Origin of the sequence: Nitratireductor thuwali (assembly GCF_036621415.1) — a bacterium.
Lineage (GTDB): Bacteria > Pseudomonadota > Alphaproteobacteria > Rhizobiales > Rhizobiaceae > Chelativorans > Chelativorans thuwali.
The window spans coordinates 63826-79792 of sequence record NZ_CP030941.1; the positions used below are offsets into that span (position 1 = coordinate 63826).

The following is a 15967-nucleotide window of genomic DNA, read 5'->3' on the forward strand; positions in this document are numbered from 1 at the left end:
GTCCAGGTGCGGCTTGCCCGCACGGCAGAAGCTATTTCAGTGCGCGATCCAAGTCAAATGGTGGGGGCACGCGGAAGCGCAACATTCGAGTTGGGTCAGGATGAGCTATTCGGCACGCATCCCGCGGAGCCGGTTCGCTCTAGACTTTCCGTCGACTCCCTCCGATGTACGCTTCCAGCGAAAATAGAAGCTCGCCGCTACGACTGGGCCGAGGTCATCAGCCGAACGGCGGCTTACTTAGTTTTTCGGCCAATACCGGATAGGCAGAATCGGCCCCAACAGGACGTTCGTCAGCGCGCGAGAGTGCCCGCATTCCACCTACTTCAGCCATCGCTGTCACCCGACAATCCTTGCGTCGTCTTTGATTTCCTGGTGCACGGATAGCGCACAGGAACGCTGGTAACTCTTTGAAAAAAGTTCTCTTTTCGGTCCAGTCCATCATCGGTGCGACGGCAAACCGTGGCCCAGAGTAATTCACGCGCGCGCATTCGTCCTGACAATATTTCTTCTCCAATGCGCCGTTCAGATGCTCGTGCTAAATATAGCCGTCATCCCCCTCCCCCGCCAGTCTGTTGACACCAACATAGTCCAAGCGGAAGAGACACTTTCAAAATCGATCAGCTACCGATCCAAAGCGGCAATCGGGCTACATTGCTCGCAGCGTCCGCTTCGCGCCCAATTTCGGTCATCGAGCCAACCGTGCCCGCGATCTCAAAAGCCGCCATTCGAACGATCAAGCCGGCGTGGCTGATAAGCAAAAATGCCGCCTACATGACCACCGATGGCACCGGATCATGCCATTTCGGCACGCACGATCGCCGCGCCATCGGCCATTGCCTTCATCTTGCCGAAGGCGATGTCGCGAGGCAGGTACTTCAAGCCACAATCCGGCGCGATCACGAGCCGCTCAGGTGCGACGTAGGATAGCGCGCGGCGGATGCGCCCGGCCACGATTTCCGGCGTCTCGATCTCCAGCGTCGACAGGTCGAGAACGCCAAGGATGATCGTCTTGCCTTCCAGCGTCGCCAGGACCGAGCAATCGAGCTCTGACTGCGCCGTCTCGATGGAGATGGCCTTGACCGCGCTATCGACCAGTTCCGGTAGGAAGCTGTAGCCGTTGGGCCGTTCGTGGATGACCGCGGCATAACCGAAACAGATATGCAGCGCCGTCTCGCCGTTCACGCCATCGAGCGCGCGTGCAATCGCCTGCAAGCCGTATTCGCGGGCCTTCTCGGGCCGGGCCTGCAAATAGGGCTCGTCGATCTGCACGATGTCGGCCCCGGCGGCGAAAAGATCCTTGATCTCCTCGTTCACCGCGCCCGCATAGTCCAGCGCCAGTTCCTCGTCGCTGTCGTAGAAATCGTTCTGCGCCTGCTGCGCCATCGTGAAGGGACCGGGCACAGTGATCTTGATCGCCCGGTCGGTGTTGGCGCGCAGAAACTCGACGTCGCGCACCTCCACCGCATGCCTGCGCTTCACCTTGCCGACCACGCGCGGAACCGGGTTGGGGTGGCCCGAACGGTCGAGCGCAGTGCCAGGATTGTCGATATCGATGCCGTCGAGCGCCGTGGCGAAACGGTTGGAGTAGCTTTCGCGCCGCATCTCGCCGTCGGTGACGATGTCGAGGTCTGCCCGCACCTGGTCGCGGATGGCAAGGAGCGTGGCATCGTCCTGCGCCTCGTCGAGAAACTCAGGCGCGACCCGCCACAGTTCCTTCGCCCGCACGCGCGGCGGGAACCGGCCGGCCAGCTTGGCGCGATCGAGGAGCCATTCGGGCATGGCATAGGAGCCCACCAGGGATGTGGGAAAGAGAGGTAGTTTCATGAGGTCGCGTCTCCCGGTCTTATGTTAGTTTCTGAACACGTCACGATCGACGCCGGATGCCTCGAAGAGATGATCGCGGCTGGCTTCCAGTTCGGCCCGCAGTTTGGGCAGGTCGACGCCGAGCAGTTCGCCGCGCCATTTGCGGATCTTGCCGGCGACCAGGACCGTGTCGACATTCGACCGCTCCATCAGCGTCACCACGGCGCCCGTCGCATGGTTGAGCGGCGCGACATTGATCGCATTCGCGTCGAGAAGGACGATGTCCGCCTCCTTACCGGGCGTCAGGCTGCCGGTCTTCGCGTCCAGCTTAAGCCCCTTCGCGCCTTCAAGCGTCGCGAAGCGCAGCACGTCGCGCGAGGTCACCATGGCCGAGCAATCCGTCCGGCCGCCGAGCGCTTCCTCGTTGATGAAGGCGCGTTGGAGCGTCATCGCCGAGCGCATCTGCGTGAACGGGTCGGCCGTCATGGTGCACTCCACGTCGGTGGAAAGCGAGGGCTGCATGCCGAGGTCGAGCGCCTTCTGGATCGGCGGCATGCCGTGGCGCATCGTCATCTCGATCGGGACGGACAACGACACGTGCGCGCCGGCGTCGGCCGCCGCCTTCCAGGCGAGATCCGACATGCCCGTCATGTGGATGAAGATGTTGTCCGGACCGAACAGGCCCGACGTCGCCAGTTCGTCGAAGGTCTCGCGCATGCCGAACGTGCCGACGACGTGGAGTGCAACGGGGACGTCCAGTTCACGGCCCAGCGCCCACGACGTCTCATAGCCAGGGATATAGATCTCGCCGCCCATCACCATGGTGAGAAGCTGATCATCGGAGGAGAAATGCTCCCGTTTCAGCCGGCGCGCGTCGTCCGGATATTTCGACTGGTCGCCCCAGCCCTCGAAATAGCCGAAGACGGCACGCCGTCCGGCCTGGCGCAGCGCCTCCACCACGGCGTCCGAATGCTCCGGCGAATGGTGAATCTGCGACACGTCCATCACGGTGGTAACGCCGGCGTCGAGCTGCGAGAGCGAGCCGAAGAGCTCGTTGATGTAGACGTCGTGCGGACGATACACCATCGAGAACTTCTGCAGCATGTGCTCGTAGTAATTGTAGAAGCTGTGCGGCTGTCCGTCATTGACGAGGATGCAGTCGGCCAGGAAGCCGCGCAGCGCGGTCTCGAACTGGTGATGGTGCGTGTCGACGAAGCCTGGAATGACCACCATGCCGGTCGCGTTGACGACTGTCGTGTCGTCCGCCTGCAGGTTCATGCCCACCGCTTCGATGCGCTTTCCGGAGATCAGGATGTCGCCGCCGGCAAAATCGCCCACGGCCGGGTCCATCGACACGATATGGCCGCCGCGGATCAGCAGCCGGCGCCCTTCCTCGCCCGACCATGACGGCATTGCGCCGGCGCCCGGCCGACCTCCGGCTGCCGCACCGGATGCCTCCCCGGACGGGCTGTAATGTATCGCCGAGCCCAGCGCTCGATCGGCTTCATCATGTCCCACAAGGCTGATCTTGCGATCGCCTATGACGGCGCGCCTTCCGCTGCTGCCGCCGCCAAGAAGAATTCCTGAGGCCGGCACATGAAGATACTGAAGGACATACGGGTTATCGAGATGGGGACCTACATCACGGGTCCCGCCGCCGGCATGCATCTGGCAGACCTCGGCGCCGACGTGATCAAGGTCGAGAGGCCCAAGACCGGAGACCCCTTTCGCGCGTTCAAGGGCGGGCTCTATTCGCCGCATTACCAGACCTATAACCGTAACAAGCGCTCGATCGCGCTGGATACCAGCCAGCCAGACGACAAGGCCGTCTTCGATGACCTCATCCGTGGCGCCGACGTATTCATCCAGAATTTCCGACCTGGCGTCGCCGAGAAGCTCGGTGCAGGCGCAGCCCAACTCAGCGCGCTCAATCCCAAGCTCGTCTATTGCGCCATTTCCGGCTTCGGCCAGAGCGGCCCATCGCGCGACAGGCCGTCCTTCGACACCGTCGCACAGGCCGCCAGCGGCTATTTGCGGCTGCTGACGCCACCGGCAAATCCACGCGTGATCGGCCCCGCGATCGCCGACGCCGTAACCGGCCACTATGCGGCGCTCGGCATCGCCGCCGCGCTTCTGGAACGCACGAAGACCGGCAAGGGCCGTCGCCTCGACATCTCGATGATCGAGGCCATGTGCCATTTCAACCTCGACAGCTTCACGCACTACTATTCCGTGGGCGAGATCATGGGTCCGCTCAGCCGGCCCACGGTCTCCCAGTCCTACACGTTCGCCTGCTACGACGGGAAGTGGATCGCCATCCACATGTCGTCTCCGCCCAAGTTCTGGGAAGGGCTCGTCGCCGCCGTCGGCATGCCCGAGCTTTTGAGCGACCCGCGCTTTGCCGAACGCCCGGCGCGCATCGCGCATCAGGACGACCTGATCGATATCCTCACGCCTGTCTTCGCAAGCAAGTCACGTGACGAATGGTGCGATCTTCTTCTCGCGAACGAGGTGCCGCATTCGCCGGCCTACGATGCCAACGAGGCGCTGGAAGACCCACAGGCGGTCCATCTCAATATCAAGGTTGAGGCAGAGCATCCGGAGATGGGGCAGTTCACCACCGTGCGCGCGCCTTACAGCTTCGATGGCGAACCGGAACTCGGCGTGCTGCCGCCTCCAACCCTCGATGAGCATGGCGCGGAGATCCGGCAGGAACTCGCGCGCGGCAAGACGAAGTGACCTGAGTTGCGAAGGGGGAGCCATGGGAATTCCAGTCGAAAATGTGAAGCAGGCATCGAGCGCGATGCTCCAGAAGGAGCTCTATGCGATCTTCACCGTGCCGACGGGCGGCATCGAGCCGATACTGGAAGGCCTTGAGGAACACCTCGCATTTCAGACCGGGCTCGAGCGCGACGGCATCATGTTCGCCGCCGGGCCGATGTGGAGCAATGACGGGAGCGAGTGGAACGGCGACGGGCTCGTAGTAGTGCGCGCCTCTTCCCGCGAAGAAGCGATCCTCATAGCCGAGCGCGACCCCATGCATATCAGCGGTGCACGCCGGTTCACGGTGCGACCGTGGATGGTCAACGAAGGAACCATGACGGTAAGGCTCGCGATGTCGAGCCAGACCTTCACACTGCTCTGAAGCAAGAAACGGGAGGAACAGACATGAACAGATTGAAAGGACTGCTGCTTGCAGCCACGATTGCCTTTCCGGCGGTCGCGCAGGCCCAGGAAGAGATCGACCTGACGGTCGCCTCCAGCCATCCGGTGGTCATTCCCTGGGTCGGGATGATCAAGTCCGTTTTCATGGCCGAGACCGACAGGATCCTCGCCGAGAAGGGCAACTACAAGATCAACTGGAACGAGGCCTTCGGCGGCTCGCTTTATAAGGCCAACGCAACGCTGAGCTCGGTGCAGGAAGGCATCACGGATATCGGCTGGGTGTTCTCGTTCCTCGAAGGCGCGCGGCTGCCGCTCAGCCAGGTTTCCACCTACACCCCCTTCTCCACCGCCAATCCGCCGGTGCAGCTCGAAGTCATCTGGGACCTCCTGGAGAACAACGAGGTCTTCCGGAACGAGTGGGAGCAGTACAACATCAAGGTGCTCGGCCTGACTGATACCGACGATTACGACCTCTACACCAAGAAGCCGATCGAAAGCATCGCCGACCTCGAGGGCATGAAGATCTCCGCACCGGGCGTGCTGGGCCAGTGGCTGCGTGGCACCGGCGCGAATGCCGTCGACGGTTCGCTCACCTCGTTCTACACCGACATCCAGACAGGCGTCTCCGATGGCGTTCTGTCGCTGGCGCTTGGCGTTCTACCCTCGAAGCTCTACGAGGTCGCGCCATACATTACCCGCGTCAACATCGGCACGGCCTTCTCGGGCGCCATCGCGATCAATAAGGACACCTGGGACGGGCTGCCCGAGGAGGTCCAGCAGGCGATGATCGAGGCCGGCAAGACCTATACGGACACACATGCCCAGGACATGATCGACCTTCACGAGGCCGCTTTCGCCAAAATGATCGAAATGGGCGAGGACCAGAACCCGCCCGTGACCATGACGGAACTGCCGGCGGCCGAGCGCCAGAAATGGGTCGACGGACTTCCCGACATCGCAGGCGAATGGGCCGCAGACGTGGAAGCCCGAGGCCTTCCCGGCAAGGCTTTCATGAAGGCCTACATGGAAGGCCTGCGCAATGCCGGCGAGAAGCCCGCGCGCGACTGGGACAAGGACCTCTAGGGCACGACAGGGCAAGGATCATGCAGTCCGAAGGCGACAAGACCGTGGCGGGGCAAGGCGTCCCGCCCGAGACCGGAGGTCCGGCACGCTACTGGAACAGGGGCGTCGACGGGCTGGCCGCGCTCGGCACTGTGATGATCCTGTTCCTGATGGCGATCATTGTCGCGGACGTGGCCGCTCGAAACGCGATGGGCGCATCGCTGCCACTGATCGCGGAACTTGGCGCGCTGACGGTGGTGATCATCGTCTTCCTCCAGCTCGGCGCTGCGGTGCGCAACGACCGGCTGGCGCGCACGGATTTCCTGCTTGCAGCGATTTCGGTCCGCTGGCCTCGCTTCGCCGCTCTCATACGCGGCGTGTGGGACCTCGTCGGCGCGCTTCTTTGCATCGGCATCGCCTGGTCGAGCTGGGACATTTTCGGACGCGACCTCGAACATCGCGAATTCATCGGCGTCATCGGTGTGCTGACGCTGCCGACGGCGCCATTTCGCGCATTCATTTTTCTCGGCGCAGCCGTCGCGGCCATTCAGTTCCTGCTGATGGCGGCCATGTACCTGCGCGCGGCGATCACCCCCGGGGACAGACGCCCATGACCGGCGTGGAAATAGGCATTGCTGCGATTGCCGTTCTGCTTCTGCTCATCATCTTCGGCATGCCCATCGGCGTGGCCATGATGGCCTCTTCCTTCGGGGCCGTGGTCTTCATCCGCAACGAGAAGGTCGCCACGAGCATGCTCGGCTCCGTCGCGAACGACAGCTTGGAGGAATATCTCTACGCCATCGTTCCGCTGTTCGTGCTGATGGGTTTGCTGGTGACCGTTTCCGGCGTCGGCAAGGACACGTTCGACCTGTTCGAACGCCTGTTGCGCCGGGTGCGCGCGGGGCTGGGCATCGCCACCGTTTTCGCCAATGCGGTCTTTGCGTCCATCACCGGCATTTCGGTTGCCTCGGCATCGGTGTTCTCGCGCATTGCCGTGCCCGAAATGACCCGGCATGGCTATACGAAGAGCTTTTCCACCGGCGTTGTGGCGGGAAGCTCAGTGCTCGGAATGCTGATCCCACCCTCGCTGCTTATGGTCGTCTACGCCGTTCTGGCCGAGCAATCGGTCGGCCGCATGTTTCTTTCCGGCATCGGGCCGGGCCTGCTTCTGTCGGCGCTCTTCGCGGCGACAATCCTGCTGACGGCATGGCTGCGGCCGGCATCGGTCTTCGTGAAGGAAGACGGTCACGACGCGGGCGAACCGCTCGCCTTTCTCGGCTTCCTCCGCAAGGGTGCGCCGATTCTTATCCTGGTGACCGTCGTGCTCGGCGGCCTCTACGGCGGATTTCTCAACCCGACCGAAGCTGGCGCCATGGGAGCGCTGGGCGCGCTGCTGATTGCGCTGGCACGGCGCTCGCTCACTCTGAAAAGCTTCTGGTCGCTCCTTCTGGAAGCCGGCCAGATAACCGTATCTGTCCTGTTCCTGATCGTTGCCGCGACCTTTTTCAGCCGCATGCTGGCCATGTCCGGCCTGCCCATGGCGCTGGCCGGGTTCCTCATCGACGGGTCGCTCGGCCCGTGGGGCTTCATGATCGCCTTCATCGCACTTGTCATCGTGATGGGCTGCTTCATCGATTCCATCTCAATCATGCTGATCCTTCTGCCGATCGCGCTGCCGGTCGCGGAAGCCGCCAATTTCGACCTGATATGGTTCGGCGTGATGACGGTCGTGGCGGTCGAGATCGGCCTGCTGACGCCGCCTTTCGGCCTCTCGGTCTATACCATCAAGTCGTCGATAGACGATCCGGCGCTCAAGGTCGGCGACATCTTCCGCGGCTCGTTCCCCTTCGTCGTCGCCATGGTCGTCTGCCTGGTCGTCCTGTCGATTTTCCCCTGGATCACTACGTGGCTGGCGAGACTTTGACCATGCATTCGATACTCTGCATCTCGGGCAGTCTGCGCGCGGCCTCCTCCTCGACGGCGGTCGTCAACACCATCTGCCGGACACTCGCGGACGAGGCCGGCTTCTCGCGTTTCGACATCGGCTCCCTGCCGCATTTCAACGCCGATCTCGATCCGCTGCCGGAGAGCGCGACCGCGCTGAAGGCGGCGATTGCGGCGGCCGACGGGGTCGTCATTGTCACGCCCGAATACAACTATTCGATTCCCGGCGTGCTGAAGAACGCGATCGATTGGGCTTCGCGGCCCGGCTACGCCTCCGTCTTCAAGGACAAGCCCGTCTTCATCGCCACGGTTTCGGGCGGGGCACTCGGCGGGGTTCGTGCCCAGGCGCATCTGAAGAACGTGCTCGGCGCCGTTCTGGCCAGAACCTTCGTCTGGCAGGAAGTGGCGATCGCCAACGCCAATACAAAAGTCAAGGACGACCACTTGGTTAATGAAGCCAGCGAAGCGTTCCTGCTGGAAGCGCTCCGCGCCTTTCTTCGTTCCATCGACAAACTCTGATCTGCATGCGGAGCAACTTCTACCGGGGATTTGACGAAGTTGCCTGGAGAGCTGGTTCCGGTTGTTTGGTCATCCGGCGTCATCGGCAGCGATTTCCGCGCCGGCAATTCCGATAGAATTCGCACCCAACTGCGTATGTCTTTGCGCAACCGCTCGACGTCGTAGCGCTCGTTCGGGGCATGGATGGCGTCGTCGGCGAGGATGAAGCCGGTGACGATGCAATCGACATCGAGGCGATCCGTCAGGAGCTCCACCAGGGTGATGGTGCCTCCCGTCCCTTGATCGGCGCCGGCTGCGCCCACTCGGCTTCCAGCGCGCGGGCGGTCGCGGACACGTAAGGACTGGCCTCGTTCACGGACACTGCGGACGTTCCGCCGCTTCCTTTGAACTCGACACGGCAGCCTGCGGGAAGGCCGGCCTCCACGAATCTGCGAAACCTAGCGCGGATATGCTCGGGACGCTGCCGGCCGACCAGGCGAAACGACAGTCGCGCCGTGGCCGACCCGGGCAGGACCGACCGCTCACCCGGCCCGGCATTGCCTGCCACGATGCCGTTGAAGTCGACGCCGGGGCGGCCCCACATCAATTCGACCGTGCCCAACCCACCTTCGTCGGGCCCACCCGTGACGGAAACGCCCGAAAGAGCCTCCTCGATGTCGAGCGCCTCCCATTGGTCCCGGAGTGTCGGAGACACTGGTTGGACGCCATCGTAGAAGCCGTCGATGGTCACGCGTCCCTGCTCGTCATGCATCGAAGCCAGGATCCTGGCCAGCGGATACCGATGGGCCAATGGCCACGCAGACCTCCCCTTTCCCGATCGTCAGGTCTACGCCGCACAGAGCGTGGAAGTCGTTGTAGAATTTGCGGATTCCTTGGAGTTCGACGGCCGGACTGACTGGCGTACCATGCATCAGCGTGGCCCTCCCTCGGCAACGATCACGTCGTGGCCGCGGCCGAAATGACGTTCGAGATAGTATTGCCCGACCATCAGCACCGAGGTGATCGCGAGGTACCATGTCGCCGCGACAAGGAGCAGGGGGATGGGCAGGTAGGTCCGGTTGGCGATGGCATTGGTCGCGAACATCGCCGGCGCTCATCTTACCGATCGTCTCTCGTCCTCAGCGCCGCGCATGCTTACCAAGGCGCGACGGAGTGGCACCTTTGCAAGCCGCGGGAGGGCACATGCTCATGAAACCGCCACGCAAGACACCGGGCTTCGATACAACTTTCGTAATGGAAAGCCTGAGTCTGCCCGAAGAACAGATGCGGGACCCGGAGATCGGCTATCCAGCGCTGATCCCGCGGGTGCCAAACGATCTCATGACGCACGCCTGTCTGCACCATCGCTACGCGACGAGCGGCAAACTGGAACCCTGGGCACTCTACGAGGGCGAAACAGAGCTGCGCCTGGACCTGCCGGCGACCGCCGTTGTCGACACGATCGAACCACTGATCATGATGGCGGAACGCGGCGTGGGGATCGCCTCCCTGCCCGATTTCGCAATCGCCGACCAACTCGCCACAGGCCGCCTCGTAACCGTCCTGCCGAACTTTGTCCGGCACGAGGGTTCGTTTCGCCTGCTTTGGCCAACCAACCGTCACATTGCGCCCAAACTCCGGGTCTTCGTCGACTTCATGGCCGCGAAACTCTTTCCGGTGTCTCCGCATCGGAAGCCGATCACTGCATAACCGGCAGATACCTAGGATTGCTCTTAAGCTCAAGCACCGAAGCTGTCTCGTATTCAAATCACGTTTTCAATGCCCGCCCCAGGCAGATGGACATCGGAGCCATCCGTCGCCGCCGCGATCATCATCGGCGCGGGCAATCGCGGCGAAATCACCTTTTGGCGCCCTGCAGGCGACCCTGGATCGCGGCTACAGCCCGTCCATGATCTTCTTTACATGGGCCGGCTTTGATGAAATGGACGAGCTCAGCGGCGACGGCCATGCCGAATTACTCGATGACGGCTCCATCGAGATCACATTCGCCTATCACAATGGCGATGAGGCAATCCTCAAAGCCACACGGGATACTTCTTCAACAGCCTGCTAGAAATCCGGCATCGGCAACGCCACCTATGTGCAGAACGGTCGAGAGCCAGCGGCCGAGCGGTACGATGGAAGCGATGCGGAAAAGATGACGGTACATTTCGACTTCGACAACAGCTACGCGCGCCTCGGTGCCGCCTTCCACTGGCCTGCCGTGCCGTCACCCGTCGCTGCGCCGCATCTCCTGAAGCTGAACCGGCGGCTCGCCGAGGAGCTCGGGCTCGACGCGGATGTGTTGGACAATGCTGAAGGGGTTGAAATCTTCGCCGGCAACCGACTCCCAACAGGAGCCGAGCCGATCGCGGCCGCTTACGCCGGACATCAATACGGAAACTTCGTGCCGCAACTCGGCGATGGGCGCGCCATCCTCCTCGGCGAGGTCGTCGATCGGCAGGGCCGGCGTCGCGACATTCAACTGAAGGGGGCTGGCCCCACCATCTTCTCGCGCAGCGGCGACGGACGGGCCGCGCTCGGCCCGGTCTTGCGCGAGTATCTCGTTAGCGAGGCCATGGCCGCGCTCGGAATCCCAACCACGCGGGCGCTGGCCGCAGTCGCGACGGGAGAACCAGTCTACCGGCAAACGGCCCTGCCGGGCGCCGTCCTCACGCGTGTCGCCTCCAGCCATGTACGCGTCGGCACGTTCCAGTTCTTCGCGGTACGGGGCGACGATGCCGCGGTTCGCCGACTCGCCGACCATGTGATCGACAGGCATTACCCCGAGGCCGCGGGCGCTCCCAATCCCTACCGCGCTCTTCTCGAAGGCGTCTGCGCCCGCCAGGCGGGACTCGTCGCACGCTGGATGCAAATCGGCTTCGTGCACGGCGTCATGAACACCGACAATATGTCGATCGCCGGGGAAACGATCGACTACGGTCCGTGCGCCTTCCTCGACGCTTACGATCCCGCAACCGTCTTCTCCTCGATCGACCGGAACGGGCGTTACGCCTACGCCAACCAGCCCCGCATCGCGAACTGGAACCTCGTACGTCTGGCAGAATGTCTGCTTCCTCATCTCGATCCAGACGAAAACAATGCCATCGAAGCCGCACAGGACGTCCTCTCCGGCTTTGCGAACGCGTTCAACACCGCTTATATCGACGGCTTTCGCGCGAAGATGGGTTTGCAGACACCGCAGACGGAAGACGCCGCGTTGATTGAGGATCTTCTTGGGCACATGGCACAGCAGAATGCGGACTTCACCTTGACCTTCCGCAGTCTCGGCAAAGCGGCGGAAAGCGAGCAGGCCGAGGAGTCGCTGCGCGGTCTCTTTGCTGATCCAACCGCCTACGACGGCTGGGCGGCTCGCTGGCGTATGCGCCTCGCGGCCGAACCGAGAGAGCCGGGTGAACGTCGCGTTGCGATGGATGCGGTAAACCCGGCGATCATTCCGCGCAACTACCTCGTCGAGGAAGCGCTTGCCGCCGCGGTGGCCGGCGACCTAGCGCCCTTCGAACGCTTGAACGAAGCGCTGGCCACGCCCTTCGAGGATCAGGCGGAGTTCACCGATTATGCCGGCCTTCCGCCGGTGCCCGAGGCGGCCTACCGGACCTTCTGTGGCACGTAAACGCGCGGCCCACGAGCGACGCAACCCTATTCGGCGGACCGAGGAGCAGCTCTTTCAATGGCGGTTATCGGGATCATTTCGGATACGCATGGGCTGCTGCGCCCCGAGGCCTTGTCGATGATCCAAGGCGTGCAGCACATCATCCACGCCGGCGACATCGGCAAGCCGGAGATAATTTCTGGCCTTGCCGAGATTGCTCCGGTCACCGCCATTCGCGGCAATGTCGACGTCGCGGATTGGGCGCGCGCTTTCCCTGAGACGGCTTCCGTAACACTGCTTGGCCGTCGCTTCTTCGTCATCCATGATCGCAATGATCTCTGGTTCGATCCTGCGAAAAATGGTTCCGATGTCGTAATTTCCGGGCATTCGCACCGAGCCAGCACAGAAACGGTCGACGGCGTTTTCTATCTGAACCCCGGAAGCGGCGGACCCAAACGCTTCAGTCTTCCGATAACAATTGCGACCCTCCACCTTGAGGGAAACTCGATGTCCTCGACAATCCATCGTATCGCATAAACGAGGACGGCGCGACCGATCCAACTGCTTCCATCCGCCTCGTTCACGGCATCGTACCTCCAAGGCCGTTCGGCTGCTGTCAGCTTCTTACAATAGAAATCGGAAGCCGACTTTCCGCTAACGGCCCCCTTGCCGGCATTCGTCTTTGGTCCCGCGAATGACCCTCACATAGCGTTCGAGGTTCGAAGGCAGTTCAGCAACCTCGCAGCCCGCCGCCACAGCCGATGAAACCCTGGAATATCTTCTGCAAACGACGGCAGGGGCCAGACGTCTATTCCGACATGCTCAAGACATAGACCTGTGCGTGGCCGGTGCGATCTGATGTGAACACAACCTGCCTTCCGTCCGGCGAGAAGCGCGGGTGCGGATGGGTGTGCTGCGGCGCATAGACTTTCACAGGGCCATTGCCGTAAGGAAAGGGCCGGGCCCAATGCGCGCCCATGGAACTGGCCTCAGGCTCGTGAATGAACATAGGCTCCGCATTGAGCGTGGCGGCAAGTTCGATAAGATGCAGCCCTCGATCAGGGAAGTTGGTGTCGCAGACCAAGCGCGTGCCGCCACGATCCGGCGCGCCATGCCAGGCGGGGAAGTTCGATATCTGCCGGACCTCGCCGGTCGGCACGTCAATCTCTCCGATCCCATTCGGCCAATCGACGAAGAGAATGGAGCGATGGCGGGGCCGCCAGACCTCGTGTGTGATCCACTGCAGATCGCGGGTGCGCTCATGCATCCGGCGGTCCATCGTGCCTGAACGGTTGGTCACCCAGACCCGGTCTGTCATGGGGCCGGCATAGAGGATCAGATCCTCATCGTCGGGGCAGAACTGCGGGTGGCCGATCGTCGGCCTCTCAAGGAAAACGTCTGCCGTCTGCCTTATCGTGTCGATCATCCAGAAGCGGGTGATCTCGCCGCTGCGCACCGGAACCGCCCAGTATCGCCCGCTGGCCGAGAGCGCCGTGGTGCCCATGGCCGCGCCGACCATGCCCTTCTCGCGCATTTCCGCTTGCCCGAAATCGACCAGACACTCGGCTTGCCCATCGAGTGGGCTGACGCGGTAACCAGCCTGCCCCGCAATGTAGTAGATCCAGCGGCCGTCGCGAGAAGGGATAACGGACCATTCCGCAAGGCTTTCCTCTTCGGTCAATTGGATCAGTTCGTGGCTTTGCTGGTCTTCGATAAAAATATTAGGCCTTCCGGTTCGGTGCGACAGGAACACCAAATGGCGCATCGCATCATCGAAGGACTCGACGAAGAAAAAGGGATGGTGATGGATCGATGGATGGGTCGTGACCTGCCGGACGACCACCCCGTGCTCGTCGCTGAAGATCTTCCCTTCTGCGGGCCAGACATGCCGGGACATTGGCTACTCCGCAGGCTGCACGAACAAGCGGTTGGCAAAGAGCCCCGCATTCAGGCGCGAGGCGGCAAAGGTCGCAGCGACCATACCCCATCCCACCGCAATCGCTATCATCCAGATCGTTCCTCCCATCGGCTCGATGACGGCCGCAAGACCTGCAACGCCGATGATTATGCGAAGCGGCAATCCGAGCGGCTTGCCGCACCAGCCACCGAAGGCGACCGCCCAAAGCGCGGTTGAAGCCAGCAAACTGACGGCGCTGAGCGCGATCGTGCCGTAGCTGCCTTGCCAAAGGATGCCGGGATCAAAGACGAAGCCGAATGGAATGAAGAAGGCGACGAGACTCAGGCCGAACGCCGAGAAGCTGGTTTTCATGGCTGATGTATTGCCCACGCCGGCCGCCGCGAAGGACGCCAGCGCCACAGGAGGCGTCACCATGGAGAGGACACAGTAGTAGAAGATGAAGAAATGCGCCGCGAGCGGCTCCAAACCGAGCTTCTGCATGGCCGGAACGTAAAGCACTGCACCGATGATATATGCGGCGACCGTGGGCAGGCCCATGCCCATGATGATGCAGCCGAGCATGGCGAGCGACAGCGAGGCGTAGATCGAGCCTTCCGAAAGCGACAGCAGCGAACCAGCAAATTTCAGGGCGAGGTTGGACTGCACCGCCACTGCGATAACGAGGCCGATGGCGGCGATGGGAACGGCTACTTCCGCCGCCTGCCTCGGTGCTTCGCGCAGGCCCTCCAGAAAGGCCGGCAGGCCGACGCGGGTGGACTTGCGCAGGAACGGCGTGACGAGGCAGCTCAGCGATGCAACGACGGCGGAGTAGGCTGCGGAATACCCCGTCACCAGGGCGACGATCAAAACGACCGGCGGGAGAAGCAGGTGGATGCGCGGCAGGAGCGCGCCGGTTTTAGCCACTTCCTCGGCGGTCATGGCACGCTGGCCGCCGCGCCGGGCGGAAAGGTCAACCACGAGCAGCAGTGCAAGATAGAAGGCGACGGCGGGGATCAGGCCGGCCAGCGCGATCTGCGCATAGGGCATGTTGAGCATTTCGGCCATGATGAAGGCCGCAACCCCCATCACCGGCGGCATCAACTGACCGCCGGTCGAGGCGATGGCCTCCACACCTGCCGCCCGGTGGTCCTTCATGCCGCAGCGCTTCATCAGCGGAATGGTAAAGACGCCGGTGGACACGACATTGGCGACCGCCGAGCCTGAGATCGACCCCATGAGCGACGAAGAGATGATGGCGGTCTTGGCCGTGCCGCCGACGGTGCGCCCGGCAAGCCGGACGGCGAGGTCGATGAAAAGTTGGCCGCCACCGATCGCTCCATAAAAGGCGCCGAACAGGATGAAATAGAAGACGAAGTCGGCCGAGGTGGAGGTGGTGATGCCAAGAACGCCTGCCGTCGTCATGGTTGTGATCTCGATGGCAGGCTCCAGATCAAAGCCGCGGAAGGAGAGCCAGCCCGGCAGCAGATTGCCGAAGAATGCATAGGCGATGAAAACCAGCAGCACGCCGACCAGGATCCAGCCGACCGCGCGACGCGCGCCCTCCAGCAGAAGGGCTACGAGCGCGACGCCGGCCCAGAGGTCAATCGGAAAGATCGGCGAGACGTTTTCCATGCGGGTCGTCAGACGGTCGAACTCAACGATGTAGTAGGCGCCGACGGCAAGCGTAGCCGCAATCAGCGCGAAATCGACCATGCGCGCCCACCGACACGTAAGAAAGGAGATACTGAAGGGCCGGCAGAGGAAGAGCAGCACCAGCGCGAAGCACAGGTGGACGGGGCGCTGGAACATCGGCTGCTGGGGTGCGAAGAGGATCCAAATCTGGAATGCAATGAAGAGCAAACCGATCAGAAAGACCGGAGAACGGAAGAGGGAACGGGGCTCGGTCGTGGTCATGGCTCTGGCTCCGGCTGCCGGAAACGGATAGGGGTCAGGCCCGGTGCGGAAATATTCCGCGCCGGGCAAGC

The 15967-nt window shown here is 62.6% G+C and carries 17 protein-coding genes; 10 read left to right on the forward strand and 7 right to left on the reverse strand.

Annotation, left to right across the window (positions count from 1 at the left end; all coding sequences use genetic code 11):
- Window positions 1-217 precede the first annotated feature (217 nt).
- From NTH_RS00310 to NTH_RS00320, 3 genes are all read right to left on the reverse strand, one after another.
- Entirely contained in the window at window positions 218-514 is a 297-nt protein-coding gene (locus tag NTH_RS00310) for a hypothetical protein (protein ID WP_338528122.1), read from the reverse strand.
- A 278-nt stretch (window positions 515-792) separates the two neighbouring features.
- On the reverse strand, window positions 793-1824 hold the full coding sequence (locus NTH_RS00315; RefSeq protein ID WP_338528123.1) for a uroporphyrinogen decarboxylase family protein: 1032 nt from the start codon (window positions 1822-1824) through the stop codon (window positions 793-795).
- A 24-nt stretch (window positions 1825-1848) separates the two neighbouring features.
- Complete coding sequence (locus tag NTH_RS00320; protein ID WP_338528124.1) at window positions 1849-3216, reverse strand: amidohydrolase family protein; 1368 nt, start codon at window positions 3214-3216, stop codon at window positions 1849-1851.
- A 183-nt stretch (window positions 3217-3399) separates the two neighbouring features.
- On the opposite strand from NTH_RS00320, the gene NTH_RS00325 reads away from it, so the two are divergent.
- Genes NTH_RS00325 through NTH_RS00350 form a run of 6 tightly spaced genes read left to right on the forward strand, consistent with a single transcriptional unit; the run spans window position 3400 to window position 8493 of the window.
- Window positions 3400-4542 carry a CaiB/BaiF CoA transferase family protein gene (locus NTH_RS00325; RefSeq protein WP_338528125.1) on the forward strand — a complete coding sequence of 381 codons (1143 nt, stop codon included), beginning with the start codon at window positions 3400-3402 and terminating at the stop codon, window positions 4540-4542.
- Window positions 4543-4564: 22 nt separating this feature from the next.
- Window positions 4565-4948: a YciI family protein gene (locus NTH_RS00330; protein WP_338528126.1), complete on the forward strand. Its 384-nt coding sequence runs from the start codon at window positions 4565-4567 to the stop codon at window positions 4946-4948.
- Between the two features lie 23 nt (window positions 4949-4971).
- On the forward strand, window positions 4972-6051 hold the full coding sequence (locus tag NTH_RS00335) for a C4-dicarboxylate TRAP transporter substrate-binding protein (RefSeq protein ID WP_338528127.1): 1080 nt from the start codon (window positions 4972-4974) through the stop codon (window positions 6049-6051).
- Window positions 6052-6071: 20 nt separating this feature from the next.
- The gene (locus tag NTH_RS00340; RefSeq protein WP_338528128.1) at window positions 6072-6644 is read left to right on the forward strand and encodes a TRAP transporter small permease subunit; all 573 of its coding nucleotides are present in this window, start codon (window positions 6072-6074) and stop codon (window positions 6642-6644) included.
- Entirely contained in the window at window positions 6641-7954 is a 1314-nt protein-coding gene (locus tag NTH_RS00345) for a TRAP transporter large permease (RefSeq protein ID WP_338528129.1), read from the forward strand. Before NTH_RS00340 ends, NTH_RS00345 begins: the two co-directional genes overlap by 4 nt.
- Window positions 7955-7956: 2 nt before the next feature.
- A complete protein-coding gene (locus NTH_RS00350) occupies window positions 7957-8493 on the forward strand; it encodes an NADPH-dependent FMN reductase (protein ID WP_338528130.1) in 537 nt (178 codons plus the stop codon).
- 241 nt (window positions 8494-8734) lie between these two features.
- Here NTH_RS00350 and NTH_RS00355 read toward each other — a convergent pair whose 3' ends face one another.
- Window positions 8735-9283: a peptidase dimerization domain-containing protein gene (locus tag NTH_RS00355; RefSeq protein ID WP_338528131.1), complete on the reverse strand. Its 549-nt coding sequence runs from the start codon at window positions 9281-9283 to the stop codon at window positions 8735-8737.
- Window positions 9284-9403: 120 nt separating this feature from the next.
- Window positions 9404-9577 carry a hypothetical protein gene (locus NTH_RS00360; RefSeq protein WP_338528132.1) on the reverse strand — a complete coding sequence of 58 codons (174 nt, stop codon included), beginning with the start codon at window positions 9575-9577 and terminating at the stop codon, window positions 9404-9406.
- 98 nt (window positions 9578-9675) lie between these two features.
- Here NTH_RS00360 and NTH_RS00365 point away from each other — a divergent pair, with 98 nt between their 5' ends.
- From NTH_RS00365 to NTH_RS00380, 4 genes are all read left to right on the forward strand, one after another.
- Window positions 9676-10182, forward strand: a complete 507-nt coding sequence (locus tag NTH_RS00365; RefSeq protein WP_338528133.1) for a LysR substrate-binding domain-containing protein — start codon at window positions 9676-9678, stop codon at window positions 10180-10182.
- A 199-nt stretch (window positions 10183-10381) separates the two neighbouring features.
- The gene (locus NTH_RS00370; RefSeq protein ID WP_338528134.1) at window positions 10382-10546 is read left to right on the forward strand and encodes a hypothetical protein; all 165 of its coding nucleotides are present in this window, start codon (window positions 10382-10384) and stop codon (window positions 10544-10546) included.
- 84 nt (window positions 10547-10630) lie between these two features.
- Window positions 10631-12106 (forward strand): protein adenylyltransferase SelO, encoded by a 1476-nt coding sequence (locus NTH_RS00375; RefSeq protein ID WP_338528135.1) that lies wholly within the window; start codon window positions 10631-10633, stop codon window positions 12104-12106.
- A gap of 57 nt (window positions 12107-12163) precedes the next feature.
- Window positions 12164-12622 (forward strand): metallophosphoesterase family protein, encoded by a 459-nt coding sequence (locus NTH_RS00380; protein ID WP_338528136.1) that lies wholly within the window; start codon window positions 12164-12166, stop codon window positions 12620-12622.
- Window positions 12623-12893: 271 nt separating this feature from the next.
- Here NTH_RS00380 and NTH_RS00385 read toward each other — a convergent pair whose 3' ends face one another.
- Window positions 12894-13982, reverse strand: a complete 1089-nt coding sequence (locus tag NTH_RS00385; RefSeq protein ID WP_338528137.1) for a TolB family protein — start codon at window positions 13980-13982, stop codon at window positions 12894-12896.
- A 3-nt stretch (window positions 13983-13985) separates the two neighbouring features.
- Window positions 13986-15896, reverse strand: coding sequence for a TRAP transporter permease (locus NTH_RS00390; protein WP_338528138.1), 1911 nt, complete (start codon window positions 15894-15896; stop codon window positions 13986-13988).
- Between the last annotated feature and the right edge of the window lie 71 nt (window positions 15897-15967).